Source organism: Escherichia sp. KTE52 (assembly GCF_000408325.1).
Lineage (GTDB): Bacteria > Pseudomonadota > Gammaproteobacteria > Enterobacterales > Enterobacteriaceae > Escherichia > Escherichia marmotae.
Window position 1 is genome coordinate 319,653 of the sequence record NZ_KE138676.1, and the last position, 23,235, is coordinate 342,887.

Annotated in this window: 27 protein-coding genes, 1 tRNA gene and 1 pseudogene; 18 read left to right on the plus strand and 11 right to left on the minus strand. The window is 51.1% G+C overall.

Annotated elements, in window-relative coordinates; translation table 11 throughout:
* Positions 1–57 precede the first annotated feature (57 nt).
* A complete protein-coding gene (gene sxy / locus A1SC_RS19660) occupies positions 58–687 on the plus strand; it encodes a CRP-S regulon transcriptional coactivator Sxy (protein ID WP_016261884.1) in 630 nt (209 codons plus the stop codon).
* Here the strand turns inward: sxy and yccS are convergent.
* Both yccS and A1SC_RS19650 read right to left on the minus strand, forming a co-directional pair.
* A complete protein-coding gene (gene yccS, locus A1SC_RS19655) occupies positions 650–2,812 on the minus strand; it encodes a YccS family putative transporter (protein WP_016261885.1) in 2,163 nt (720 codons plus the stop codon). The genes sxy and yccS overlap by 38 nt on opposite strands.
* A gap of 9 nt (positions 2,813–2,821) precedes the next feature.
* Entirely contained in the window at positions 2,822–3,268 is a 447-nt protein-coding gene (locus A1SC_RS19650; protein ID WP_001261229.1) for a YccF domain-containing protein, read from the minus strand.
* 122 nt (positions 3,269–3,390) lie between these two features.
* Between A1SC_RS19650 and helD the strand changes: the two genes are divergently transcribed.
* Positions 3,391–5,445, plus strand: a complete 2,055-nt coding sequence (gene helD / locus A1SC_RS19645; protein WP_001516134.1) for a DNA helicase IV — start codon at positions 3,391–3,393, stop codon at positions 5,443–5,445.
* Between the two features lie 31 nt (positions 5,446–5,476).
* Here the strand turns inward: helD and mgsA are convergent, their stop codons facing one another.
* Positions 5,477–5,935, minus strand: coding sequence for a methylglyoxal synthase (mgsA, locus tag A1SC_RS19640; protein WP_001516135.1), 459 nt, complete (start codon positions 5,933–5,935; stop codon positions 5,477–5,479).
* A 95-nt stretch (positions 5,936–6,030) separates the two neighbouring features.
* The gene (locus tag A1SC_RS19635) at positions 6,031–6,693 is read right to left on the minus strand and encodes a DUF2057 family protein (protein ID WP_000847778.1); all 663 of its coding nucleotides are present in this window, start codon (positions 6,691–6,693) and stop codon (positions 6,031–6,033) included.
* A gap of 172 nt (positions 6,694–6,865) precedes the next feature.
* On the opposite strand from A1SC_RS19635, the gene A1SC_RS19630 reads away from it, so the two are divergent.
* A complete protein-coding gene (locus tag A1SC_RS19630; protein WP_001516136.1) occupies positions 6,866–7,279 on the plus strand; it encodes a CoA-binding protein in 414 nt (137 codons plus the stop codon).
* A gap of 44 nt (positions 7,280–7,323) precedes the next feature.
* Here the strand turns inward: A1SC_RS19630 and hspQ are convergent, their stop codons facing one another.
* Positions 7,324–7,641 carry a heat shock protein HspQ gene (gene hspQ / locus A1SC_RS19625; RefSeq protein WP_001295356.1) on the minus strand — a complete coding sequence of 106 codons (318 nt, stop codon included), beginning with the start codon at positions 7,639–7,641 and terminating at the stop codon, positions 7,324–7,326.
* A gap of 57 nt (positions 7,642–7,698) precedes the next feature.
* A complete protein-coding gene (rlmI, locus tag A1SC_RS19620; protein WP_032141256.1) occupies positions 7,699–8,889 on the minus strand; it encodes a 23S rRNA (cytosine(1962)-C(5))-methyltransferase RlmI in 1,191 nt (396 codons plus the stop codon).
* 94 nt (positions 8,890–8,983) lie between these two features.
* On the opposite strand from rlmI, the gene yccX reads away from it, so the two are divergent.
* A complete protein-coding gene (gene yccX / locus A1SC_RS19615; protein WP_001516138.1) occupies positions 8,984–9,262 on the plus strand; it encodes an acylphosphatase in 279 nt (92 codons plus the stop codon).
* On the opposite strand, the gene tusE is transcribed toward yccX, so the two are convergent.
* From tusE to A1SC_RS19600, 3 genes are all read right to left on the minus strand, one after another.
* Entirely contained in the window at positions 9,259–9,588 is a 330-nt protein-coding gene (gene tusE, locus A1SC_RS19610) for a sulfurtransferase TusE (protein ID WP_010376933.1), read from the minus strand. The genes yccX and tusE overlap by 4 nt on opposite strands.
* 91 nt (positions 9,589–9,679) lie before the next feature.
* The gene (yccA, locus tag A1SC_RS19605) at positions 9,680–10,339 is read right to left on the minus strand and encodes an FtsH protease modulator YccA (protein ID WP_000375136.1); all 660 of its coding nucleotides are present in this window, start codon (positions 10,337–10,339) and stop codon (positions 9,680–9,682) included.
* Between the two features lie 207 nt (positions 10,340–10,546).
* Positions 10,547–10,634: transfer RNA gene (locus A1SC_RS19600), tRNA-Ser, on the minus strand.
* Between the two features lie 404 nt (positions 10,635–11,038).
* On the opposite strand from A1SC_RS19600, the gene hyaA reads away from it, so the two are divergent.
* The 10 genes from hyaA to A1SC_RS19550 all read left to right on the plus strand — a co-directional run bounded on the left by hyaA (position 11,039) and on the right by A1SC_RS19550 (position 20,840).
* Positions 11,039–12,157, plus strand: coding sequence for a hydrogenase 1 small subunit (gene hyaA / locus A1SC_RS19595; RefSeq protein WP_001516139.1), 1,119 nt, complete (start codon positions 11,039–11,041; stop codon positions 12,155–12,157).
* The gene (gene hyaB, locus A1SC_RS19590) at positions 12,154–13,947 is read left to right on the plus strand and encodes a Ni/Fe-hydrogenase large subunit (RefSeq protein ID WP_001516140.1); all 1,794 of its coding nucleotides are present in this window, start codon (positions 12,154–12,156) and stop codon (positions 13,945–13,947) included. Before hyaA ends, hyaB begins: the two co-directional genes overlap by 4 nt.
* An 18-nt stretch (positions 13,948–13,965) precedes the next feature.
* On the plus strand, positions 13,966–14,676 hold the full coding sequence (hyaC, locus tag A1SC_RS19585) for a Ni/Fe-hydrogenase b-type cytochrome subunit (RefSeq protein ID WP_001156752.1): 711 nt from the start codon (positions 13,966–13,968) through the stop codon (positions 14,674–14,676).
* Entirely contained in the window at positions 14,673–15,260 is a 588-nt protein-coding gene (gene hyaD / locus A1SC_RS19580; protein ID WP_000003648.1) for a hydrogenase 1 maturation protease, read from the plus strand. The genes hyaC and hyaD overlap by 4 nt, the downstream gene beginning before the upstream one ends.
* A complete protein-coding gene (gene hyaE, locus A1SC_RS19575; RefSeq protein WP_016261887.1) occupies positions 15,257–15,655 on the plus strand; it encodes a hydrogenase-1 operon protein HyaE in 399 nt (132 codons plus the stop codon). The genes hyaD and hyaE overlap by 4 nt, the downstream gene beginning before the upstream one ends.
* Positions 15,652–16,509 carry a hydrogenase expression/formation protein gene (locus A1SC_RS19570; RefSeq protein WP_000004881.1) on the plus strand — a complete coding sequence of 286 codons (858 nt, stop codon included), beginning with the start codon at positions 15,652–15,654 and terminating at the stop codon, positions 16,507–16,509. The genes hyaE and A1SC_RS19570 overlap by 4 nt, the downstream gene beginning before the upstream one ends.
* Positions 16,510–16,643: 134 nt before the next feature.
* The gene (appC, locus tag A1SC_RS19565; RefSeq protein ID WP_016261888.1) at positions 16,644–18,188 is read left to right on the plus strand and encodes a cytochrome bd-II oxidase subunit 1; all 1,545 of its coding nucleotides are present in this window, start codon (positions 16,644–16,646) and stop codon (positions 18,186–18,188) included.
* 11 nt (positions 18,189–18,199) lie between these two features.
* Positions 18,200–19,336 carry a cytochrome d ubiquinol oxidase subunit II gene (appB, locus tag A1SC_RS19560; RefSeq protein ID WP_016261889.1) on the plus strand — a complete coding sequence of 379 codons (1,137 nt, stop codon included), beginning with the start codon at positions 18,200–18,202 and terminating at the stop codon, positions 19,334–19,336.
* A gap of 13 nt (positions 19,337–19,349) precedes the next feature.
* Positions 19,350–19,442, plus strand: coding sequence for a cytochrome bd-II oxidase subunit CbdX (gene cbdX / locus A1SC_RS19555; RefSeq protein ID WP_000270307.1), 93 nt, complete (start codon positions 19,350–19,352; stop codon positions 19,440–19,442).
* A gap of 87 nt (positions 19,443–19,529) precedes the next feature.
* A complete protein-coding gene (locus A1SC_RS19550; protein ID WP_016261890.1) occupies positions 19,530–20,840 on the plus strand; it encodes an AppA family phytase/histidine-type acid phosphatase in 1,311 nt (436 codons plus the stop codon).
* Here the strand turns inward: A1SC_RS19550 and cspH are convergent.
* Positions 20,828–21,040 (minus strand): cold shock-like protein CspH, encoded by a 213-nt coding sequence (gene cspH, locus A1SC_RS0121085; protein ID WP_000087760.1) that lies wholly within the window; start codon positions 21,038–21,040, stop codon positions 20,828–20,830. The two genes, A1SC_RS19550 and cspH, sit on opposite strands and share 13 nt — an antisense overlap.
* A 284-nt stretch (positions 21,041–21,324) precedes the next feature.
* On the opposite strand from cspH, the gene cspG reads away from it, so the two are divergent.
* The 4 genes and pseudogenes from cspG (at position 21,325) to A1SC_RS19540 (ending at position 22,095) form a co-directional block, all read left to right on the plus strand.
* Positions 21,325–21,537 carry a cold shock protein CspG gene (cspG, locus tag A1SC_RS19545; protein ID WP_000066492.1) on the plus strand — a complete coding sequence of 71 codons (213 nt, stop codon included), beginning with the start codon at positions 21,325–21,327 and terminating at the stop codon, positions 21,535–21,537.
* Between the two features lie 10 nt (positions 21,538–21,547).
* Entirely contained in the window at positions 21,548–21,736 is a 189-nt protein-coding gene (locus A1SC_RS23015) for a cold shock small protein YmcF (RefSeq protein ID WP_071524879.1), read from the plus strand.
* A pseudogene (locus A1SC_RS25580) lies at positions 21,711–21,932 on the plus strand (cold-shock protein). Before A1SC_RS23015 ends, A1SC_RS25580 begins: the two are co-directional and overlap by 26 nt.
* Positions 21,922–22,095, plus strand: a complete 174-nt coding sequence (locus A1SC_RS19540; protein WP_001019201.1) for a GnsA/GnsB family addiction module toxin — start codon at positions 21,922–21,924, stop codon at positions 22,093–22,095. Before A1SC_RS25580 ends, A1SC_RS19540 begins: the two are co-directional and overlap by 11 nt.
* Before the next feature lie 49 nt (positions 22,096–22,144).
* Here the strand turns inward: A1SC_RS19540 and A1SC_RS19535 are convergent, their stop codons facing one another.
* Positions 22,145–23,218: a 4Fe-4S binding protein gene (locus A1SC_RS19535; RefSeq protein WP_016261891.1), complete on the minus strand. Its 1,074-nt coding sequence runs from the start codon at positions 23,216–23,218 to the stop codon at positions 22,145–22,147.
* Positions 23,219–23,235: the final 17 nt, after the last annotated feature.

Here is a 23,235-nt window from a genome sequence, read left to right on the forward strand (position 1 = left end):
TTAACGGATCCGTTAATGTGAATCATTCTTTTATATTATGATTTTAAAAGGAATTTTATGAAAAGCCTCTCCTATAAGCGGATCTATAAGTCACAGAAATACCTGGCAACGTTGGGCACAATTGAATACCGATCATTGTTTGGTAGTTACAGTCTGACCGTTGACGACACGGTATTTGCGGTAGTTTCTGATGGTGAGTTGTATCTTCGGGCTTGTGAGCAAAGCGCACAATACTGTGTAAAACATCCGCCAGTCTGGCTGACATATAAAAAGTGTGGACGGTTCGTTACCCTCAATTACTATCGGGTTGATGAAAGTTTATGGCGAAATCAACTGAAGCTGGTACGTCTGTCAAAATATTCTCTCGACGCAGCGCTTAAAGAGAAAACTACACGTAATACCCGGGAAAGACTGAAAGATTTGCCCAATATGTCTTTTCATCTGGAAGCGATTCTCGGGGAAGTGGGGATTAAGGATGTACGGGCGTTACGTATACTTGGGGCGAAAATGTGTTGGTTGCGGCTGCGGCAGCAAAATAGTCTGGTGACAGAAAAGATCTTGTTTATGCTTGAAGGCGCAATTATCGGTATTCATGAAGCAGCGCTCCCGGTGGCACGCCGCCAGGAGCTTGCTGAATGGGCTGATTCTATTACGCCAAAGCAGGAGTTTCCTGTGGAACTTGAGTAATCCTGTGCTGCAGGCGGCCAATTTCTGGCAGTAATGCAATCAATAACCCGATTTGTTGTACAACCAGAGGCTCCTTGCTGTCTGCTCGCGGCTCAAGTTGCTGCATCCGTTGTTTCAGGTCTGCTAATGCCTGATTGACACGTTCTTCATCGGCAGGTTGATGATGTAGCGCGTCATCAACGTAGCAAACAGCATCATCAAGAAACGCCAGAATTTCAGGATTAGTTAACTGCTCACGGTGTGCGCCGAGGGCTGAGATGTAGCTGGTGAATGTATGGTTGAGACACAGTAACCGGAACGCGTCTTCGCGAATTTGCGGTGTAACGTTCGGTTCGCTGGACATATTCGACACTACTGAAGCCAGCTCTGCATCGCGGTTGTGGGCATCGCGGCGGGCAATACGGTACGCCAGACGGTTATCACGTCCCTGATGATATTGCTCGAGAATGGCATCGAGATAGCGGCAGTTGGCCTCGGTCGCGCGTTCAAGCATCCTGGGCAGATTGCGGAAACGCCAGTCTGGCCAGATGTAACTTACCGCTGCCCATGCTATGGCACACCCGATTAGCGTATCGATTACGCGTGGCAGCGCCACTTCAAAACCCTCACCCAGCAGATTGAAGCACAGCAGCACCAACAGCGTAATGAACATCGTTGCATGAGCGTATTGCACGTTACGGAAGGCGAAAAAGAGCACGCCGGTAATGACCAGGAGCACCAATTGCCCTTCCAGTGATGGAACAAACCACAGCACTGGAATACCAATCGCAATACCCACCAACGTACCAATAATCCTTAACTTCAGGCGGTGGCGCGTGGCGTTATAGTTTGGCTGGCAAACAAACAGGCTGGTCAGCAAGATCCAGTAACCGTGATGCATCCCGGTTATCTGAATGATGGCGTAGCCGACGCACAACACCAGTGACATCCTTACCGCGTGGCGGAAGAGGGCGGATTCCGGCGTAAAGTTACGGCTAAGGCGCAGCCAGATATCACTTAATCCGTGTGGGCTGTCGTCGGCAAGTTGGCTTTCAGTATCGTTATGCGGCATCGCCTGAGCTTGCTCTGATTCAATCGTCGCCAGTTGAGCATCAATGGCGCGTAAGTTTGTCAGCAGAAATCCCAACGTTTTTAGCAAATCAATCGGCGCACCGTTATCGCGCATCCGCTCAAGCGCTGCGTCAATGTGAGTGAAGGCGCGTTCAAAATGCGAGTCGTGTTGGTAAGGCTGACGCAGAAAAATACAGCGTGACAGTTGCTGGCAAGCTTGTCCCTGCATTGACATCAGCCGCTGGAAACGGAACAGCACGTCGCTGTGGCGAAAATGTTCCCGCAACGTTTGATATTGAATATGAGAAGAGCTGGCACGCTCGTGGATATCTTGCGCCACAAAGTAGTAATGTAATGTGCGACGCGTTCCCCGTTGACCACGATCGCCGCGTAAGCGAGTCAGCAATGAGAGCTTCGTCTGGTTCAGCGTCGCCATTAGTTGCCCGTTGGCGAGAGCCAGTTCGTAGAGCGGCGCCTGGCTTTCGTCTTCTATATCGGGATCGAACATGCGTGATTTCAGTTCCAGATAACGTGCCAGTTGTTCATAGCAACGCGCCAGATTGTCCTGCAATGGGCGGACAGGGAACAGCAGATGGCCGATAAGCGTCAGGATGTTGTACCAGACGGCTCCTGCAAGCAGATACATAGGCTGTTGATACCAGTGCTCATACAGAGATGTTCCCAGCATGGTGTAAATGGCTATCAACAACGCGCCAAAAGCGATAGTCGCGTAGCGTTGCCCCAGTCCGCCGAGCAAAATGAAGCCGCTGGTGGAGAGCGTTAAGCCAATGGCAAACAACCAGGGCCACGGGAACAACAGTTCTACCGAGGCCGAAGCGATAAAAAAGCAGAACAGCGTAATGATGAGGTTACGCAGACGTCCCGCCAGCCGGTCATCGAGATCGGTCAATGCCGCCGCAACCATTCCGAGTGTCAGCGGAATCGTCAGTTTTACATCACCCAGCCACCACGGAAACGCAGTAGTACCGCAAAGTGCGATAAAAATGCGGGCGTAATACAGCCAGGCGCTGTTCCAGGTATAGCGTTTGAGCAAAGGGCTTAGCATAAAGGCCATAAAATTAGATTATTCGAAACGGCGGCGCGCATTCGCTTCACGCGCAGCTTGAGCTGTTTCCACAGAAACTACGCGGCGACCTACCGGCCACAGTGCAATAGCGGCAATTTTAAAGTTCGCAATGCCGACAGGAATACCGATGATGGTGAGGCATTGCGCAATACCAGAAGCAATATGCATTAAGCATAACCACCAGCCGAAGAAAATCAGCCAGAAAATATTCAGTACGGTGCCGCCCGTGTTGAGCAACACATTTTTACCCGCCGGATTCAGTTCATCGACATGAATAGCTTCATTGCCGTAGGGCAACAACGAAAGTTTAGTGATTTCCCAGCAGGAACGAGTCAGCGGTAAGGTAAAAATCAGCACAATACTGACAAGGGTCGCTAACAACCAGGCCAGGGTAGTGGCGAATCCGCCCAGGACAAAGTTCAGAATGTTCAAAACGGTACGCATAAAACCTCGCTTTACTGTGGTTTTCAGTAATGGGCGGCAATTGTAACGTTTTTTTGGGCTGGAGCACGTTTTCTCTGACGGTTACACTGATAAGAAATAACATCGTGTGGATCTACAGAGACATGGAACTGAAAGCGACAACTCTTGGCAAGCGTCTGGCACAGCACCCTTACGATCGGGCGGTGATCCTCAATGCCGGGATAAAAGTTTCCGGCGATCGTCACGAATATCTCATTCCTTTCAATCAATTACTGGCGATTCACTGTAAGCGCGGTCTGGTGTGGGGCGAGCTGGAATTTGTGTTGCCTGATGAAAAAGTAGTGCGTCTGCACGGCACCGAATGGGCTGAGACACAGCGTTTTCACCATCATCTTGATGCTCACTGGCGGCGGTGGAGCGAGGAGATGAGCGAAATTGCGGCCGGCGTCTTACAGCAGCAACTCGATTTGATTGCCACGCGCACCGGCGACAATAAATGGCTGACGCGGGAGCAAACTTCTGGCGTACAGCAACAAATTCGCCAGGCTTTGTCGGCGTTACCGTTGCCGGTCAACCGGCTAGACGAATTCGATAACTGTCGTGAAGCGTGGCACAAATGTCAGGCCTGGCTGAAAGATATTGAAGGCAGTCGGTTGCAGCATAATCAGGCGTACACCGAAATCATGCTCAATAAGTATGCGGATTTTTTCCGTCAGGTTGAGTCTTCACCACTTAATCCGGCGCAGGCTCGTGCAGTTGTCAATGGCGAGCATTCGTTATTAGTACTTGCTGGCGCAGGAAGCGGAAAAACGTCCGTGCTGGTAGCGCGAGCCGGCTGGTTGCTGGCGCGCGGCGAAGCGTCTCCTGAGCAAATCTTATTGCTGGCGTTTGGCCGAAAAGCGGCTGAAGAGATGGATGAGCGTATTCGCGAACGGCTCCATACTGAAGACATTACCGCACGCACGTTTCATTCACTGGCGCTGCATATTATTCAGCAAGGTAGCAAAAAAGTACCGACAGTCAGCAACCTGGAAAATGATACTACTGCCCGTCATGAACTCTTTATTGCTGAGTGGCGCAAGCAATGCAGCGAGAAGAAAGCGCAGGCGAAGGGCTGGCGGCAATGGCTGACGGAAGAAATGCAGTGGTCAGTGCCAGAAGGTAACTTCTGGGATGATGAAAAATTGCAGCGTCGTCTCGCATCTCGCCTCGATCGCTGGGTAAACCTGATGCGGATGCACGGTGGTGCACAGGCTGAAATGATTGCCAGCGCGCCCGAGGAAATTCGTGACTTGTTCAGTAAACGCATCAAGTTGATGGCTCCCTTGTTGAAGGCGTGGAAAAGCGCACTGAAGGCAGAAAATGCCGTTGATTTTTCCGGTTTGATTCATCAGGCCATTGTAATCCTTGAGAAAGGCCGCTTTATCAGCCCGTGGAAACATATTCTGGTCGATGAGTTTCAGGATATCTCACCGCAGCGCGCCGCTTTGTTAGCGGCATTACGCAAGCAAAACAGTCAGACGACGTTGTTCGCCGTTGGCGATGATTGGCAGGCCATTTACCGCTTCAGCGGGGCGCAAATGTCGCTCACCACGGCTTTCCATGAAAACTTCGGTGAAGGCGATCGCTGTGATTTAGATACTACTTATCGTTTCAACAGCCGTATCGGGGAGGTGGCGAATCGCTTTATCCAGCAAAACCCCAGTCAACTGAAAAAGCCGCTAAACAGTTTAACCAATGGCGACAAAAAAGCCGTTACTCTGCTGGAAGAGAGCCAGCTTGATGCTTTGCTGGATAAACTGTCTGGTTATGCCAAACCGGAAGAGCGCATTCTGGTGCTGGCGCGTTACCATCATTTGAAACCCGTCAGTCTGGAAAAAGCGGCGACGCGCTGGCCGAAGTTGCAAATTGACTTTATGACGATTCATGCCAGCAAAGGGCAACAGGCGGATTACGTCATCATTGTTGGTTTGCAGGAGGGGAGTGATGGCTTCCCGGCTGCGGCGCGTGAGTCGATTATGGAAGAGGCGCTATTGCCGCCAGTGGAAGATTTCCCTGACGCCGAAGAACGGCGGTTAATGTACGTTGCGCTGACTCGTGCAAGGTATCGGGTATGGGCATTGTTCAACAAAGAGAATCCTTCTCCCTTTGTCGAAGTCCTGAAAAAACTGGATGTTCCGGTGGCGAGAAAACCGTAAGAAACAGGTGGCATTTGCCACCTGTGCAATATTATTTCAGGCGTTCCGCGAGATAACGCTGATAATCCGGGATCAGAATATCCACGGCGTCGTTGAAATGCGGCGACTGGATGATGAAATCTGCCGTTGCTACGTTGGTAGCGACCGGAATGTTCCACACTGTCGCCAGACGTAGCAATGCTTTCACATCGGGATCGTGCGGCACGGCGTTTAACGGATCCCAGAAGAAAATCAGCACATCAATTTTCCCTTCAGAAATTAATGCGCCGACCTGCTGGTCACCGCCCATTGGGCCACTTAGCATGGCATTAACGTTCATTCCTGTTGCGCGGGAAATTAAGTTACCCGTGGTGCCCGTTGCATAAAGCTCGTGCTGCTCCAGAAGCGGTTGATGCCGCCCCACCCAGCTCATCAGCGTTTGTTTGCAGTGATCGTGTGCCACCAGCGCAATATGTTTCCGCGCAGGTAAAGTGCGAGTCGTCAGTTCCATAATTTACATCCGTAGTTAGCTTTCCTACAGATTACTGTAAGCACTTACCGCTGCAAGATAAAGACCGAAAAAGCCTGCGCGCAGGCACAAAAATATCAGGAAGATGGTTGTTTTTCCGCCCATTGCAGGAAGGTATTTCGCGTTTGTGGATCAGCCAGCTTAAACCAATACTTCAGTCGTTGTTCAGTGAGCACCTGAGATTGCGGTGGAATCGCATCCAGTTCGGAAACGCCAGAAAGCAGTGTACTGTCATCTGCCATCATGGTGGCAAATTGCGGAAGCGAGGCGCGCTTCGCAGATTTGTTATAGCGTTCAACCTCTCCTTCATAATCAATCGTTTTTGCGGTTGAGGTAATCGCCAGAATATCCAGCTTTACCGGGATCGGCGTCGCATCGCCATCTAACAATTCAAGGCGCGGAGTGGCATCAAAATGGGTCGCTTCCCGTTCATTCTCCAGACGGGGCAGGCGAAAATTCACCTGGCTGATAAGTTGGGTATTAAAACTGACGACCAGAGGTGGGGAGATATACAGACGTTCTTCATTACCAGAAAGGTTGATGGTTTTCTCGACGCGAAACACTAATTGATGCGGGCCGTTATCCAGTTCAATGCTGTCCGCGCCGCGCAGCAGAGAACTGGAAACTTTCTTGCCGTCGAGCACCAGAAGGTCAACGTCGCTGGACAGCCGCAGCGTGGTGGCAAAAACGGTCACCGGCAAACATAATACAATCAAGGTGGTCAAAATGCCGGTTTTCATAGATAGCTCCTGTCTAATGACCGCCCGAATAATAATGTATCAAAATTTTTCTTTAATCATACTTACTAACATATAGACATATTTCCATCTTTTGCTCTCATACATTCGTATTAGCTGCATGGTTGGTATGTCGGTATTGTCGTACACTTTGGTAAATAGTCTGGAGGAAATGATGAAAGAAACCGATATTGCAGCCATTTTAACGTCCACTCACACCATTGCGCTGGTAGGGGCAAGTGATAAACCTGACCGTCCAAGTTATCGCGTAATGAAATATCTGCTTGATCAGGGCTATCACGTCATTCCTGTCTCACCAAAAGTCGCCGGTAAAACGCTGCTGGGCCAGCAGGGTTACGGTACTCTGGCGGAAGTTCCGGAAAAAGTAGATATGGTAGATGTCTTCCGTAATTCAGAAGCTGCGTGGGATGTAGCACAGGAAGCTATCGCCATCGGTGCGAAAACCTTATGGATGCAGCTAGGGGTGATTAATGAGCAAGCTGCGGTACTGGCGCGGGAAGCTGGGTTAAATGTGGTAATGGATCGTTGCCCGGCCATTGAGATCCCTCGTCTGGGGCTGGCTAAATAAAAAAATCCCCGGAAGGCAAAAACCTTCCGGGGATTTTATGGGGATTAGTTACGCAGACGCGGTGCCTGGAGTTGCTTGCGGATCGTCTGCGCCAGCTCATCCATTGACGGCTGCTCTGGATGTTCATCCTGCAATTCGCTACTTAGCTGGGCTTCAGCCAGGTAGGTATGAACCGGTAGGCCGTTGTCATCCTCCATCACCACGTGATACCACGGAGCGGCGCGAAGCTCATCGTTCACCGCCAGCTCATCAGGTGACGGTTCAGAGAGCGAATAAACCGGGTCGATATCCACGACCACTCCGAGATAACCTAACAGGGAATGGCGGACCTGCTGGCCGATACCGAATTTGCTGGCAATCATAGTCACCTCCCGGGAAATCTTCACCTTTGATATAAGGACAGAATTCCACATTTCAAGTTACATGACGCGACAGGCAAACCCTTTCAGATATAGCCCTTCCGGGTAGGTAGCGATCACCGGATGATCGGCTGCCTGACGGAACTGCTCTATAAATTGTATATCACGACCGGCATCAATTGCGGCATCAGCGATGATTTTCTGAAATAAATCGCTGGTCATCAGGCCAGAACAGGAGAAAGTCAGAAGAACACCGCCCTCATTCAATAACTGAATTGCCAGCATGTTGATGTCTTTATAGCCGCGGCACGCGCCCATTAGCTGACTTTTGTTCTCAACAAACTTCGGCGGGTCCATCACGATAATGTCAAATTTTTCACCGCGATCGCGGTAGGTGCGCAGTAATTTAAAGACGTCATCGCGCACAAACTCAGCTTTGCTCAAATCGAGTTTGTTTAGCTCAACGTTTTTCCGTGCGATATCCAGTGCTTCCTGTGAAGTATCGACACTGACCACCTGGCTACAACCGCCCATCAATGCCGATACTGCGAATCCACCGGTATAAGAGAAGCAGTTCAGCACGCGTTTATTTTCTACATAGCGGCGTGTTGCCAGGCGACTGTCACGCTGGTCCAGGTAGTAGCCCGTTTTGTGCCCGTGTTGAATGTCCACCAGTAGCTTCATGCCATGTTCTTCAATAGGCAGCAGGGCAGGTGGCAGCTCGCCGGTTACTGGCCCCTGGGTCAGCTCCATCCCCTCTTTTTTACGTACTGCCACGTCGCTACGATCGTAAATCGCGCATTCCGGATAGAGCGTTTGTAGGGCGCTGATTAATGCTGCGCGCTGATACTCCGCGCCTGCACTCAGCAGTTGCAGCACCAGAAAATTGCCGAAACGATCAATAGTAATACCCGGCAGGCCGTCAGACTCACCGGCGATTAAACGATAGCTATCGAGACCATCTTTTTTCGCCAGCCAGTCGCGCCACTTTTGCGCCTGTTGTAAGCGGCGGGTGAAAAAGGCAATGTCGATGGATTCTGACGGATCAAACGTCCAGACACGAGCGCGGATTTGCGACGCTGGCGAATAAGCGCCGCGTGCTAACCATTTTCCCTGATGATCAACAATATCGATGGTTTCACCGAGGCTGGCTTTACCTTCCATACGTGCGACGGCACCGGAAAAGACCCACGGATGGCGACGAAGTAATGATTTTTCGCGCCCTTTGGCTAACACTAAACGTACACTCATAATTTACTATTCTGTCGATGCAAAGAAATGGGCGTCATTGTCCGGAGTTTTCCATGGATTTGCAACGCGTCCATTAAGGATAAGGAGAGCGGTGATGTCGAAAGTATGCATAATTGCCTGGGTTTATGGGCGAGTTCAGGGGGTAGGGTTTCGTTATACCACTCAGTACGAAGCGAAAAGGCTAGGGTTAACCGGCTACGCAAAAAATCTTGATGATGGCAGCGTGGAAGTGGTTGCCTGTGGTGATGAAGGGCAGGTGGAAAAATTAATGCAGTGGTTAAAGAGCGGCGGTCCGCGTTCAGCCCGCGTGGAACGGGTGATTAGCGAACCGCATCATCCTTCTGGCGAATTAACGGATTTTCGTATCCGTTAAATGCATTTCACGGGTTTCGGCAGGCCGGCAATTTTGGTGGCTTGCTTTGCCGGGCCTTTCGGGAACAGTCGGTACAGATAGCGGCTGTTACCTTTTTCTTCGCCAAACTTATTCGCCATCGCTTTTACCAGCATACGAATCGCCGGAGACGTATTAAATTCCAGGTAGAAGTCACGCACAAAGCGCACTACTTCCCAGTGTTCAGGCGACAGCGTAATCCCTTCCTTTTCGGCAATCACGGCTGCCAGAGGTTCGCTCCACAGGCTACTCTCTTTGAGATAGCCTTCGGTATCGGTCTCTATCTCTTTACCTTCGAAGATCAACATATTCATTTACTACCTTAGTCAGACTGGCTGCAGTGTAGCAAAAAACAAAGCCCCGCATAAAGCGAGGCTCTGTAAGTGGTATCGGGCGAGATTAATCGCGGCTGGCGAAGCCAAGAATGCTCAACAGGCTCACGAAGATGTTGTACAGCGACACATACAGACTCACCGTGGCACGAATGTAGTTCGTTTCACCGCCATGAATGATGTTGCTGGTTTCAAACAGAATCGCGCCAGAGGAGATCAGAATGAATACCGCACTGATTGCCAGATGCAGGGCAGGCAGTTGCAGGAAGATATTCGCTACCATTCCAATCAACACCACCACAATACCGGCCATCAGCATACCGCCGAGGAAAGACATGTCTTTGCGGGTGGTAAGCACATACGCAGAGCAGCAGAAGAACACTAATGCTGTGCCGCCCAGCGCCATAGCGATTACGTCGCCCATTCCGGCAGACAGGTAAGTGTTCAGAATCGGGCCGAGGATATAACCGAGAAAACCGGTAAAGGCGAACGCGGAGATAATCCCGGTTGGTTTGTTGGCAGTTTTATAGGTCAGGAACATCAGACCATACATCCCTACCAACGTCAGAATCAGGCCCGGAGATGGCAGCATCAGAACCGTACTGGCCGTCGCGGTAATTGCCGAAAAGGCCAGCGTCAGGCTCAGCAGAAAATAGGTATTACGCAGCACCTTATGGGTGCTAAGTAGTGATGTACGGTCATGTGAAGAACTAACTATACGATCCATGGAGTCACTCTCTATGACAGGTGTAATTAATAAAGCAGCATAATGATATTGCCGAAAGCTACCCAGAGGTTTTACCCATCTTTACGCATTTGATCTGGAACAGATTTAGCAAAGACGAGTTTAACCATTGGGAATGGTATAACGGCATGGTGATTTTGACAGGTAAAAGAAAAAGGGGTTAGCATTTAGCTAACCCCTTATCTTATTTGGCGGAAGCGCAGAGATTCGAACTCTGGAACCCTTTCGGGTCGCCGGTTTTCAAGACCGGTGCCTTCAACCGCTCGGCCACACTTCCGGAATGACGCGAACTATAAACATCCCGATGCGTCGTGTAAACCCCCAATTTGTTTGTTTGCCTGAAAAACAAACAAATTGGGGTTGTTTGCGTGAAATAACAGCAATTTGGGTGTTTCGTCGCCATAAAAACCACTCGTAATCTTCCTGCGTCAGGCTTTTAGGAAAATAAGATCCATTTTTATCGCTAAAAGATAAATCCACACACTTTGTATTGTTTTGTGCAAAACGTTCACTACGCTTTATTAACAATACTTTCTGGCGACGTGCGCCAGTGCAGAAGGATGAGCTTTCGTTTTCTGTCTCTCTCGTGAAGCGATAGTTTACCTTGCTACAGGGACGTCGCTTGCCGACCAAAAGCGCCCGGCACTTCAGTCGGTGTCGCAAGGAGAAGAGACGTGCGATATGAATAATGAGGAAACCTTTTACCAGGCTATGCGACGTCAGGGGGTTACCCGGCGGAGTTTTCTTAAATATTGCAGTCTGGCTGCCACCTCGCTGGGATTAGGCGCGGGGATGGCACCGAAGATTGCCTGGGCGCTGGAGAATAAACCGCGTATTCCGGTAGTGTGGATCCACGGTCTGGAATGTACCTGCTGCACCGAATCTTTTATCCGTTCTGCTCATCCGCTGGCGAAGGATGTCATTCTTTCCCTTATTTCTCTCGACTACGACGATACCTTAATGGCTGCCGCTGGTACTCAGGCGGAGGAAGTCTTTGAAGATATCATCACGCAATACAACGGCAAATATATCCTTGCAGTAGAAGGTAACCCGCCGCTGGGCGAGCAGGGGATGTTTTGTATCAGCAGCGGTCGGCCGTTTATTGAGAAACTCAAACGTGCCGCCGCGGGGGCCAGCGCAATTATTGCCTGGGGAACCTGCGCATCCTGGGGCTGCGTACAAGCCGCTCGCCCCAATCCGACGCAGGCAACGCCTATCGATAAAGTCATTACCGACAAACCAATCATTAAAGTCCCTGGTTGCCCGCCGATCCCGGATGTGATGAGCGCCATCATTACTTATATGGTGACGTTTGATCGCCTGCCAGATGTCGACAGAATGGGGCGTCCACTGATGTTCTACGGTCAACGTATCCACGATAAATGCTATCGCCGCGCCCACTTTGACGCTGGTGAGTTTGTCCAGAGTTGGGACGATGACGCCGCTCGCAAAGGTTACTGCCTGTACAAAATGGGGTGTAAAGGGCCAACCACCTATAACGCCTGCTCCTCAACCCGTTGGAATGATGGCGTCTCCTTCCCGATCCAGTCCGGTCACGGTTGCCTGGGCTGTTCTGAAAATGGTTTCTGGGATCGCGGCTCATTCTACAGCCGCGTGGTCGATATTCCGCAGATGGGAACGCACTCTACCGCTGATACCGTGGGCTTAACCGCGCTTGGCGTCGTGGCTGCGGCTGTTGGCGTACATGCAGTCGCCAGCGCGATTGACCAGCGCAGACGTCATAACCAGCAACCAGCAGAGACCGAACAACAGCCAGGCAACGAGGATAAACAGGCATGAGCACTCAGTACGAAACTCAGGGATACACCATCAATAATGCCGGACGTCGCCTGGTGGTCGACCCGATCACGCGTATCGAAGGTCATATGCGCTGTGAAGTGAATATTAACGATCAGAATGTGATCACCAATGCTGTCTCCTGCGGCACGATGTTTCGCGGGCTGGAGATCATTTTGCAAGGCCGTGATCCGCGTGATGCGTGGGCGTTCGTTGAACGTATCTGCGGCGTCTGCACCGGCGTACACGCCCTGGCTTCGGTTTACGCCATTGAAGATGCTATTGGCATCAAAGTGCCGGATAACGCCAATATCATTCGCAACATTATGCTGGCGACGCTCTGGTGCCACGACCATCTGGTGCACTTTTATCAGCTCGCCGGAATGGACTGGATCGACGTACTTAACGCGCTGCAAGCCGACCCGCGTAAAACTTCCGAACTGGCGCAAAGCCTCTCCTCGTGGCCGAAGTCTTCCCCAGGTTACTTCTTTGATGTGCAAAATCGACTGAAGAAATTTGTCGAAGGCGGGCAGTTAGGGATCTTCCGCAACGGCTACTGGGGGCACCCGCAGTACAAACTGCCACCAGAAGCCAACCTGATGGGCTTTGCTCACTATCTCGAAGCTCTCGATTTCCAGCGTGAGATCGTCAAAATCCACGCGGTCTTTGGCGGTAAAAACCCGCATCCCAACTGGATTGTCGGCGGGATGCCTTGTGCCATAAATATCGACGAAAGCGGTGCGGTCGGGGCGGTTAATATGGAGCGCCTGAACCTGGTGCAGTCGATCATTACCCGCACGGCGGACTTCATTAATAACGTGATGATCCCCGACGCCTTAGCCATCGGCCAGTTCAACAAACCGTGGAGTGAAATCGGCACTGGCCTTTCTGATAAATGCGTCCTCAGCTACGGTGCGTTCCCGGATATCGCTAACGACTTTGGCGAGAAAAGTCTGCTGATGCCTGGCGGTGCGGTGATCAATGGCGATTTCAAAAACGTACTGCCAGTGGATTTAGTTGATCCGCAGCAGGTGCAGGAATTTGTCGATCACGCCTGGTATCGTTATCCCGACGATCAGGTCGGGCGTCATCCGTTCGATGGTATCACCGACCCGTGGTACAACCCCGGCGACGTTAAAGGCAGCGATACAAACATTCAACAACTGAATGAACAGGAGCGCTACTCGTGGATCAAAGCGCCACGCTGGCGCGGTCACGCGATGGAAGTAGGGCCGCTGGCTCGCACGTTAATCGCTTACCACAAAGGCGATGCTGCGACCGTTGAGTCGGTTGATCGGATGATGTCGGCGCTGAACCTGCCGCTTTCTGGCATCCAGTCGACGTTAGGCCGCATTCTGTGCCGCGCCCATGAAGCTCAGTGGGCTGCAAGTAAGTTACAGTACTTTTTCAACAAGTTAATGACCAACCTGAAAAACGGCAATCTTGCCACCGCCTCCACCGAAAAATGGGAGCCTGCGACCTGGCCGAAAGTGTGCCGTGGCGTCGGCTTTACTGAAGCACCGCGTGGGGCTTTAGGTCACTGGGCCGCTATTCGCGATGGCAAAATCGATCTCTACCAGTGTGTGGTGCCGACCACCTGGAACGCCAGCCCGCGCGATCCCAAAGGGCAAATTGGTGCTTATGAAGCCGCACTGATGAACACCAAAATGGCGATCCCCGAGCAACCGCTGGAGATCCTGCGTACCCTGCACAGCTTCGACCCGTGCCTCGCCTGTTCAACGCATGTGCTGGGCGACGACGGTAGCGAACTGATCTCCGTGCAGGTGCGCTAACAGCGAAGGAGAATCATCATGCAAGAGAAAAGCGACAACGTTATCAGCCACTATGTCTTTGAAGCGCCCGTGCGGATATGGCACTGGCTGACGGTGCTGTGCATGGCGGTATTGATGGTCACCGGCTACTTTATCGGCAAGCCGCTGCCTTCAGTCAGTGGTGAGGCGACGTATCTGTTCTATATGGGCTACATCAGGCTAATACACTTCAGCGCCGGGATGATTTTTACCGTCGTCTTGCTGATGCGGATCTACTGGGCGTTTGTCGGCAATCGCTACTCACGCGAGCTTTTCATCGTGCCGGTATGGCGCAAAAGCTGGTGGCTGGGCGTGTGGTACGAAATCCGCTGGTATCTGTTTCTGGCAAAACGCCCGAGCGCTGACATTGGCCATAACCCCATCGCGCAGGCTGCGATGTTCGGCTATTTCCTGATGTCTGTTTTTATGATCGTCACCGGTTTTGCGCTGTATAGCGAACACAGCCAGTACGCCATTTTTGCGCCGTTTCGTTATGTAGTGGAATTTTTCTACTGGACGGGCGGCAACTCGCTGGACATTCATAGCTGGCATCGGCTGGGCATGTGGTTGATTGGCGCATTTGTGATTGGTCATGTTTATATGGCGCTGCGTGAAGACATCATGTCCGACGACACGGTGATCTCCACGATGGTGAACGGCTACCGTAGCCACAAATTTGGAAAAATGAGCAGCGACAAGGAGCGTTCATGAGCGAGCAACGTGTAGTGGTAATGGGGTTGGGCAACCTGCTGTGGGCCGATGAAGGTTTCGGTGTGCGGGTGGCGGAACGGCTGTATGCCCATTATCACTGGCCCGAAAACGTGGAGATTGTCGATGGTGGTACTCAGGGGCTGAACCTGCTGGGGTATGTTGAAAACGCCAGCCATCTGTTGATTCTCGATGCTATTGATTACGGGCTGGAACCTGGAACACTACGAACATATGCCGGAGAGCGCATTCCGGCATATCTCAGTGCGAAGAAAATGAGCCTGCACCAGAACAGTTTCTCCGAAGTATTAGCGCTGGCAGATATCCGCGGACATCTGCCAACACATATTGCCCTCGTCGGGTTACAACCGGCAATGCTCGACGACTACGGCGGTAGCCTTAGCGAGCTTGCGCGGGAGCAACTGCCTGCAGCGGAACAGGCGGCGCTGGTGCAACTGTCGGCGTGGGGAGTTGTGCCGCAACGGGCGGAGGAATCGCGTTGTCTCAATTATGACTGTCTGTCGATGGAAAATTACGAAGGTGTTCGCTTGCGTCAGTATCGGATGACGCTGGAGGAGCAGGGATGATTAACGACTCACCTTTTAGTGCGTTGTGGCAACGTATGCTGGCGTGTGGCTGGACGCCGATCACTGAGCCTCGTCTCGATCAGTGGCTTATGCAAGCGCCGGATAGTGTGGTGCTGTTAAGCAGCGATCCGAAACGTACTCCTGAAGTCAGTGATAATCCGGTGATGGTCGCAGAGCTACTGCGTGAGTTTCCAGATTACGCATGGCAGGTGGCAATTGCCGATCTTGAGCAAAGTGAAGCCATCGGAGACAGATTTAGTGTTTTTCGTTTTCCAGCCACATTAGTGTTTACTGATGGTCATTATCGCGGCGTATTGAATGGCATTCACCCGTGGGCAGAGCTGATAAACCTGATGCGCGGCCTTGTCGAATCAAAACAGGAATGTGATTCATGAGTGAGACTTTTTTCCATCTGCTGGGGCCAGGAACGCAACCTGATGATGACAGTTTCAGCATGAATCCGCTGCCAATTACCTGTCAGGTGAATGATGAACCGAGCATGGCGGCACTGGAGCAGTGTGCTCATAGTCCACGGGTGATTACGCTGTTAAACGATCTACAGCATCAACTAACGCAACGCGTACCGCCATTAGGCGAGGTGCTGGCCGTCGATCTGTTAAATCTCAATGCTGATGATCGCCACTTTATCAATACGCTTCTCGGAGAAGGGGAAGTGTCAGTGCGCATCCAACATATTGACGGCAGTGAAAGTGAAATTCAGGAGGCGATCTTCTGCGGATTGTGGCGAGTACGCAGGCGTAGCGGTGAGCTGTTGCTGGAAGACCGGCTGGAGACAGGCTGCGCGCCGCTGCCGTTATGGCAGGCGGCAACGCATAATACGCTGCCGACAGATTCGCTGCTACCACCGCCCATTGATGGTCTGATGAACGGACTGCCGCTGGCTCATGAATTGCTGGCGCATGTGCGTAATCCTGAGGCGCAGCCACATAGTATTAACCTGACGCAGTTGCCTGTCAGCGAGGCTGACAGGTTATTTCTCTCGCGGCTGTGCGGGCCGGGTAATATCCAGATTCGCACTATTGGCTATGGCGAGAGCTATATTAACGCCACCGGTTTGCGACATGTCTGGCATTTACGCTGTATGGATACGTTAAAAGGCCCATTACTTGAGAGTTATGAAATCTGCCCGATACCGGAAGTTGTGCTGGCAGCGCCGGAAGATTTGGCGGACTCCGCGCAGCGGTTGGGCGAGGTGTGTCAGTGGCTTATAGAAAGCGCGCAACAGTGAAAATGGCGGCAAATATCGCTTTCAGTCCTATGAATATCGCAATCAGCGAATACAACCACCTACAAACTGTAAGGATAAAAAGGGAGATCTACTATTAAAGGGTTATTTCCCTCTCTTCGCCTACAGGAGTTCGCATGTGGGATGTTATTGATTTGTCGCGCTGGCAGTTTGCACTGACCGCGCTATACCACTTTTTGTTCGTGCCCCTTACCCTGGGGCTGATTTTTTTGCTGGCTATCATGGAAACCATTTACGTGGTCACCGGCAAAACAGTCTACCGCGATATGACGCGCTTCTGGGGTAAGCTCTTCGGTATCAACTTCGCTCTCGGCGTGGCTACTGGTCTCACCATGGAGTTTCAGTTTGGTACTAACTGGTCATTCTATTCCAACTATGTGGGCGACATTTTTGGCGCACCGTTGGCGATGGAAGCATTAATGGCCTTCTTCCTCGAATCCACCTTTGTCGGTCTGTTCTTCTTTGGCTGGCAACGGCTGAATAAATACCAGCACCTGCTGGTCACCTGGCTGGTGGCATTTGGTTCCAATATCTCCGCATTGTGGATTTTGAATGCCAATGGGTGGATGCAGTTTCCGACCGGCGCGCATTTCGATATCGACACCTTGCGTATGGAGATGACCAGTTTCAGCGATCTGGTCTTTAACCCCGTCAGCCAGGTGAAATTTGTCCATACGGTGATGGCTGGTTATGTGACCGGGGCGATGTTCATTATGGCGATCAGCGCCTGGTACTTACTGCGCGGACGGGAGCGTGATGTCGCTTTACGTTCGTTTGCTATCGGTTCGGTCTTTGGCACACTGGCGATAATCGGCGCGCTGCAACTTGGAGACAGTTCTGCTTATGAAGTCGCACGCGTTCAGCCGGTAAAACTGGCGGCAATGGAAGGGGAGTGGCAAACCGAACCGGCACCTGCGCCGTTCCATCTCATTGCCTGGCCGGAACAGGATCAAGAGCGTAACGCTTTTGCCATCAAAATCCCTGCGCTGTTAGGGATCCTCGCCACTCACTCATTAGATAAGCCTGTACCAGGGTTGAAAAATTTGATGGCTGAAACTTATCCACGATTGCAACGCGGGCGTATGGCCTGGCTGCTGATGCAGGAGATTTCGCAAGGCAACCGCGAGCCGCATGTACTGCAAGCATTTCATGAGCTGGAAAACGATCTCGGTTATGGCATGTTGCTCTCCCGCTATGCGCCGGATATGAATCATGTCACACCTGCGCAGTATCAGGCGGCTATGCGCGGTGCTATTCCACAAGTTGCGCCGGTGTTCTGGAGTTTCCGCATCATGGTGGGCTGCGGTTCGCTGTTGTTACTGGTAATGCTGATTGCGCTCGTTCAGACGCTGCGCGGCAAAGTCGACCAGCATCGTTGGGTGCTGAAAATGATGCTCTGGAGTTTGCCGCTGCCGTGGATTGCCATTGAAGCAGGGTGGTTTATGACCGAGTTTGGCCGTCAGCCGTGGGCGATTCAGGACATTTTGCCAACATACTCCGCGCACTCTGCCTTAACCACAGGACAACTGGCTTTTTCACTGATCATGATAGTAGGGCTTTACACCCTGTTCTTAATCGCTGAAGTCTACCTGATGCAGAAATATGCCCGTCTGGGGCCAAGCGCGATGCAGAGTGAACAACCGACGCAGCAGCAGGGGTAAAGGAGAGAATCATGTTTGATTATGAAACATTGCGCTTCATCTGGTGGCTACTGATTGGCGTGATTCTGGTGGTCTTTATGATCTCCGACGGATTTGACATGGGGATCGGTTGCCTGCTGCCGCTGGTGGCGCGTGATGATGATGAACGCCGGATAGTGATTAACAGTGTTGGCGCACACTGGGAAGGCAACCAGGTCTGGTTAATCCTCGCGGGAGGGGCATTATTTGCCGCCTGGCCCAGAGTTTACGCCGCTGCGTTTTCTGGATTTTATGTGGCGATGATCCTGGTGCTGTGCTCGCTGTTCTTCCGCCCGCTGGCCTTTGATTATCGCGGAAAAATCGCGGATGCACGCTGGCGTAAAATGTGGGATGCCGGGCTGGTCATCGGTAGTCTGATACCGCCGGTCGTCTTCGGTATCGCGTTTGGCAATTTGTTACTCGGCGTGCCGTTTGCTTTCACGCCGCAATTACGCGTGGAGTACCTCGGTAGCTTCTGGCAATTACTGACGCCATTCCCTCTACTGTGCGGTTTGCTCAGTCTTGGAATGGTGATTTTGCAAGGGGGCGTCTGGCTGCAACTAAAAACAGTCGGTGCTATTCACCTGCGTTCGCAACTGGCGACCAAACGCGCGGCTCTGCTGGTGATGCTCTGCTTTTTGCTGGCGGGGTACTGGCTGTGGGTTGGTATTGATGGCTTCGTATTGCTCGCTCAGGATGTTAACGGTCCATCCAATCCGTTAATGAAACTGGTTGCGGTATTGCCTGGTGCCTGGATGAATAATTTTGTTGAATCGCCGGTATTGTGGATCTTCCCGCTGCTGGGTTTCTTCTGCCCGTTGCTGACGGTGATGGCGATTTATCGTGGTCGCCCCGGTTGGGGATTTCTGCTGGCGTCATTGATGCAATTTGGCGTGATTTTCACGGCAGGCATCACGCTGTTTCCATTTGTTATGCCTTCGAACATCAGCCCGATCTCCAGCCTGACGCTGTGGGATAGCACCTCCAGTCAACTGACGTTGAGCATTATGTTAGTAATTGTGCTGATATTTTTGCCTATTGTGTTGCTCTACACTGTGTGGAGCTACTACAAAATGTGGGGGCGTATGACAACTGAAACTCTCCGCCATCACGATCATGAGCTGTACTAAGGAGGGATGAACAATGTGGTATTTATTGTGGTTCGTCGGCATTTTGTTGATGTGTTCACTCTCCACCGTGGTGTTGGTGTGGCTGGAACCGCGTCTAAAAGGTTGATTTGACGCACAACGAACATAGGCCGGATAAGACGCGTCAGCGTCGTATCCGGCAATAATGCGAAACATGAAAAACGGAAACCTGGCGATGAAAGCGATATTGCTCCCCTTTTTTTCTCTTCTGCTTCCGTTAACACCACTACCTGCATACGCTCAGAGTGAGCCGGAACTGAAATTGGAGAGTGTGGTGATTGTCAGCCGTCATGGCGTGCGTGCCCCCACTAAATCTACGCAACTCATGCAGGAAATTACTCCAGACACATGGCCAGGCTGGCCGGTGAAACTGGGGTGGCTGACACCACGAGGCGGTGAGCTGATCTCTTATCTCGGACATTACCAACGCCAGCGTCTGGTGACTGACGGTTTGCTGGCAAAAAATGGCTGTCCGAAAACAGGTCAGGTGGCGATTATTGCTGATGTCGACGAACGCACCCGTAAAACAGGCGAAGCCTTTGCCGCCGGGCTGGCTCCCAATTGTGCAATAACCGTACATACCCGGTCAGACACCGCCAGTCCCGATCCGCTATTTAACCCGCTGAAAACCGGTGTCTGCCAACTGGATAAAGCGAACGTGACTGAAGCTATTCTTAACAGGGCAGGCGGCTCGATCACTAACTTTACTGATCATCGGCAAACGGCATTTCACGAACTGGAGCGGGTGCTTAATTTCCCGCAATCAAGTCTGTGCCTCAAACGAGAGAAACAAGACGAAAGTTGTTCATTGACGCAAGTATTGCCGTCTGAACTGAAAGTAAGTACCGATAACGTTTCATTAACCGGTGCGGTGAGTCTGGCATCAATGCTGACGGAGATATTTCTCCTGCAGCAGGCACAGGGAATGCCGGAGCCTGGTTGGGGACGAATTACTGATTCACACCAGTGGAACACCTTGCTGAGTCTGCATAATGCGCAGTTTTATCTGCTGCAACGTACCCCAGAAGTGGCCCGTAGCCGTGCCACGCCCCTGTTGGATTTGCTCCTGACGGCGCTGACGCCACATAATCCGCAAAGGCAGAGCTATGGTGTTACGCTACCGACTTCGCTGCTGTTTATTGCCGGGCATGATACTAACCTGGCGAATTTAGGTGGGGCACTGGGACTTAACTGGACGCTGCCGGGCCAACCGGATAACACCCCGCCGGGAGGTGAACTGGTATTTGAACGCTGGCGGCGGCTAAGTGATAACAGTCAGTGGATTCAGGTTTCGCTGGTATTCCAGACCTTGCAGCAGATGCGTGATAAAGCCCGTCTGTCGCTTGATACGCCGCCAGGGGAAGTGAAGTTGACGTTGGCCGAGTGTGAAGAAAGAAACGCGCAGGGCATGTGTTCACTGGCGGATTTTACGCAAATCGTGAATGAAGCGCGTATTCCGGCCTGCAGTTTATATCAGGATAAATAAACATTTGCCGCTGTTGGTCCACGCAGGCCATTAACGCGGCAAAACTCTACGCGTAACCCTGGTATAAGTACTTCTGCGTCGCGGGGGCTGAATGCGGAAATATGGACCTGGACTTCTTTACGACCGTCGGAGGGGATGATGAATCCTTTGCCGCTTTTGCGATCAAAGGTTTTGACAATTCCTGTCATTTTACGGGACAAACAAATTCCTTACTAAAAATACTGCGCTGCACTATACGGTTTTAAAAAAATAAAGCCAGCGATATTTAAGACCGCCGGACGGCTAAAATAAATTTGCTTAATTATGTGTATCATGCGTTAATAGCTGCGTCGGTTTGAAAGACAGACAGCATACAAAGTAGTTTACTAAAGCAGTTCTCATTATCAGGCATTATCCCCTTCTTTTGAGTCTCTCTCCTGAACACTAAGTAGTTTCTGTATTAAAGCCCTGTTTGCCGAAAGGCCCAAAATGAAGGAAGTAAAATATGTCTAATAAAATGACTGGTTTAGTAAAATGGTTTAACGCAGATAAAGGTTTTGGCTTTATCACTCCTGATGATGGCAGCAAGGACGTCTTCGTTCATTTCACCGCCATCCAGAGCAATGAATTCCGCACTCTGAATGAAAATCAGAAAGTCGAATTTTCTATTGAGCAGGGGCAACGTGGTCCCTCGGCAGCGAACGTTGTTGCGCTCTAAGGTTGCCGTTATTACTCAACATCTCCATTTCCGCTGTCCATGTTGTCATGGTTCACAGTACCGCACATCGGCATTCGATGTGACGGAGCGAAATCCTTTGGGAGCTAAGTGTATTTTCTGTAAATCGACGATGATCACCTTTGATAACGTTGCTTTACAAATACGCACAGACCATGCGCCACTGGATTTCACAAAATAATATCAGGCTCCCTCGCGGAGCCTTTTTTATATCTTCTGTTTGCACTCATCCCTGTATGCATATTGAGCGATAACCTACTGATTATTGAATCTTTCAGGCAGATAGCTTATAACTTTTGTTACCTGAACAGGGAACCAACACCTTACTGGCGTGTTGCTGCCTTTTAAGACCAGAAGAGGTTAACAGTGAATATTGAAGAGCTAAAAAAACAAGCCGAAACAGAAATCTCCGACTTTATTGCGCAAAAAATCACCGAGTTAAACAAGAGCACAGGGAAAGAAGTCTCTGAAATTCGCTTCACCGCGCGGGAGAAAATGACCGGGCTTGAAGGCTATGACGTCAAAATCCAAATAATGTGATTTTGTGGACATCACCCCAGCACGAGGTGATGTTCCGTTTGTCACTCTGTTAATGACCAATCATTGCCGCCCGTGGAATTAAGCGTCGGTACAACTCCTCTGGCACCGGGCTTTGCCATACACCTGCATACATCGCGTAACCAATCACCGCGAACATAATTCCCAATATCAGTAGTGTTATTAGCCAGCCAGATAACGCAAAAGTTTTTTTATTTATCGCGGGGTTTCGCAGCGAAAAAGTTAATGTTGAGGCGACCGGGCATGACTCGATGCAGGTCATACAGCCGGTACATTCCACCGTTCTAACCTGGATTAATTTATCGACAGGGATCCGTGACGGACAATTATTTGCACATTTGCCGCAGTCGATACAACTTTCGGTATTGCGACGAATCTTAAACGGCGATAATAGCGAAACCAGTCCCATTAACGCGCCATACGGGCAGAGATAACGACACCAGGCATGGCGAATAAACAGGCTGGCAATCAGCAAAACGATCACGCTGATTAACGTCGCTGTCCCCATATGACGAAAGAAATCGAGCATTTTAACATCCATCACCACGCTGTAGGGCGATAGCATAAAATAGTGAATCGCCTGAGCGGGCATGAATAACGCGATATAGAGAAAAAAACTCAACAGCAGATATTTCACCGCACGCAGAGGAATATCCAGCCAGAGAGGAAGGGCAAATTGCCGACCAAACAGTTTTTTCCCCAGATCGCCAATTAACTCAGATAGCGTACCAACCGGGCATAGCCACGAGCAAAAGGCTTTTTTCAGCAGCAAGCTGATAATGATAAAAGCGACCAGCAACAGCATCGCGGCGGCGTGCACGGAAGGTAACTGGCCTGTTTCAAGGCTGTATTTCAGATTCATCAGACCGGCAATAGGGAGCCAGCCTTCAATACCACCTGGCCTTGCGATAAAAGGCGTACTACCTGCCGTTTCGTAATAGCGCACCCAATACCAGAAGGTGATGGCAATATAAATATTGATTGCCAGCAGTAATAATTGCGTCGCTTTACGCCAGGTCGTGGCATTGCGCCAGTCATTCCACGGTAATTTACCGCCCGTTGTGCCTGGCCGCCGCTGCCAGCGGATTCTTTTTTTCTCAGCCATGATTTTGCCAGTCCATT

What these genes read in the sequence shown, in the direction of transcription:
- sxy (WP_016261884.1), top strand. Translation starts at nt 58, where the DNA reads ATGAAAAGCCTCTCCTATAAGCGGATCTATAAGTCACAGAAATACCTG.
- yccS (WP_016261885.1), bottom strand. Translation starts at nt 2,812, where the DNA reads ATGGCCTTTATGCTAAGCCCTTTGCTCAAACGCTATACCTGGAACAGC.
- A1SC_RS19650 (WP_001261229.1), bottom strand. Translation starts at nt 3,268, where the DNA reads ATGCGTACCGTTTTGAACATTCTGAACTTTGTCCTGGGCGGATTCGCC.
- helD (WP_001516134.1), top strand. Translation starts at nt 3,391, where the DNA reads ATGGAACTGAAAGCGACAACTCTTGGCAAGCGTCTGGCACAGCACCCT.
- mgsA (WP_001516135.1), bottom strand. Translation starts at nt 5,935, where the DNA reads ATGGAACTGACGACTCGCACTTTACCTGCGCGGAAACATATTGCGCTG.
- A1SC_RS19635 (WP_000847778.1), bottom strand. Translation starts at nt 6,693, where the DNA reads ATGAAAACCGGCATTTTGACCACCTTGATTGTATTATGTTTGCCGGTG.
- A1SC_RS19630 (WP_001516136.1), top strand. Translation starts at nt 6,866, where the DNA reads ATGAAAGAAACCGATATTGCAGCCATTTTAACGTCCACTCACACCATT.
- hspQ (WP_001295356.1), bottom strand. Translation starts at nt 7,641, where the DNA reads ATGATTGCCAGCAAATTCGGTATCGGCCAGCAGGTCCGCCATTCCCTG.
- rlmI (WP_032141256.1), bottom strand. Translation starts at nt 8,889, where the DNA reads ATGAGTGTACGTTTAGTGTTAGCCAAAGGGCGCGAAAAATCATTACTT.
- yccX (WP_001516138.1), top strand. Translation starts at nt 8,984, where the DNA reads ATGTCGAAAGTATGCATAATTGCCTGGGTTTATGGGCGAGTTCAGGGG.
- tusE (WP_010376933.1), bottom strand. Translation starts at nt 9,588, where the DNA reads ATGTTGATCTTCGAAGGTAAAGAGATAGAGACCGATACCGAAGGCTAT.
- yccA (WP_000375136.1), bottom strand. Translation starts at nt 10,339, where the DNA reads ATGGATCGTATAGTTAGTTCTTCACATGACCGTACATCACTACTTAGC.
- hyaA (WP_001516139.1), top strand. Translation starts at nt 11,039, where the DNA reads ATGAATAATGAGGAAACCTTTTACCAGGCTATGCGACGTCAGGGGGTT.
- hyaB (WP_001516140.1), top strand. Translation starts at nt 12,154, where the DNA reads ATGAGCACTCAGTACGAAACTCAGGGATACACCATCAATAATGCCGGA.
- hyaC (WP_001156752.1), top strand. Translation starts at nt 13,966, where the DNA reads ATGCAAGAGAAAAGCGACAACGTTATCAGCCACTATGTCTTTGAAGCG.
- hyaD (WP_000003648.1), top strand. Translation starts at nt 14,673, where the DNA reads ATGAGCGAGCAACGTGTAGTGGTAATGGGGTTGGGCAACCTGCTGTGG.
- hyaE (WP_016261887.1), top strand. Translation starts at nt 15,257, where the DNA reads ATGATTAACGACTCACCTTTTAGTGCGTTGTGGCAACGTATGCTGGCG.
- A1SC_RS19570 (WP_000004881.1), top strand. Translation starts at nt 15,652, where the DNA reads ATGAGTGAGACTTTTTTCCATCTGCTGGGGCCAGGAACGCAACCTGAT.
- appC (WP_016261888.1), top strand. Translation starts at nt 16,644, where the DNA reads ATGTGGGATGTTATTGATTTGTCGCGCTGGCAGTTTGCACTGACCGCG.
- appB (WP_016261889.1), top strand. Translation starts at nt 18,200, where the DNA reads ATGTTTGATTATGAAACATTGCGCTTCATCTGGTGGCTACTGATTGGC.
- cbdX (WP_000270307.1), top strand. Translation starts at nt 19,350, where the DNA reads ATGTGGTATTTATTGTGGTTCGTCGGCATTTTGTTGATGTGTTCACTC.
- A1SC_RS19550 (WP_016261890.1), top strand. Translation starts at nt 19,530, where the DNA reads ATGAAAGCGATATTGCTCCCCTTTTTTTCTCTTCTGCTTCCGTTAACA.
- cspG (WP_000066492.1), top strand. Translation starts at nt 21,325, where the DNA reads ATGTCTAATAAAATGACTGGTTTAGTAAAATGGTTTAACGCAGATAAA.
- A1SC_RS19535 (WP_016261891.1), bottom strand. Translation starts at nt 23,218, where the DNA reads ATGGCTGAGAAAAAAAGAATCCGCTGGCAGCGGCGGCCAGGCACAACG.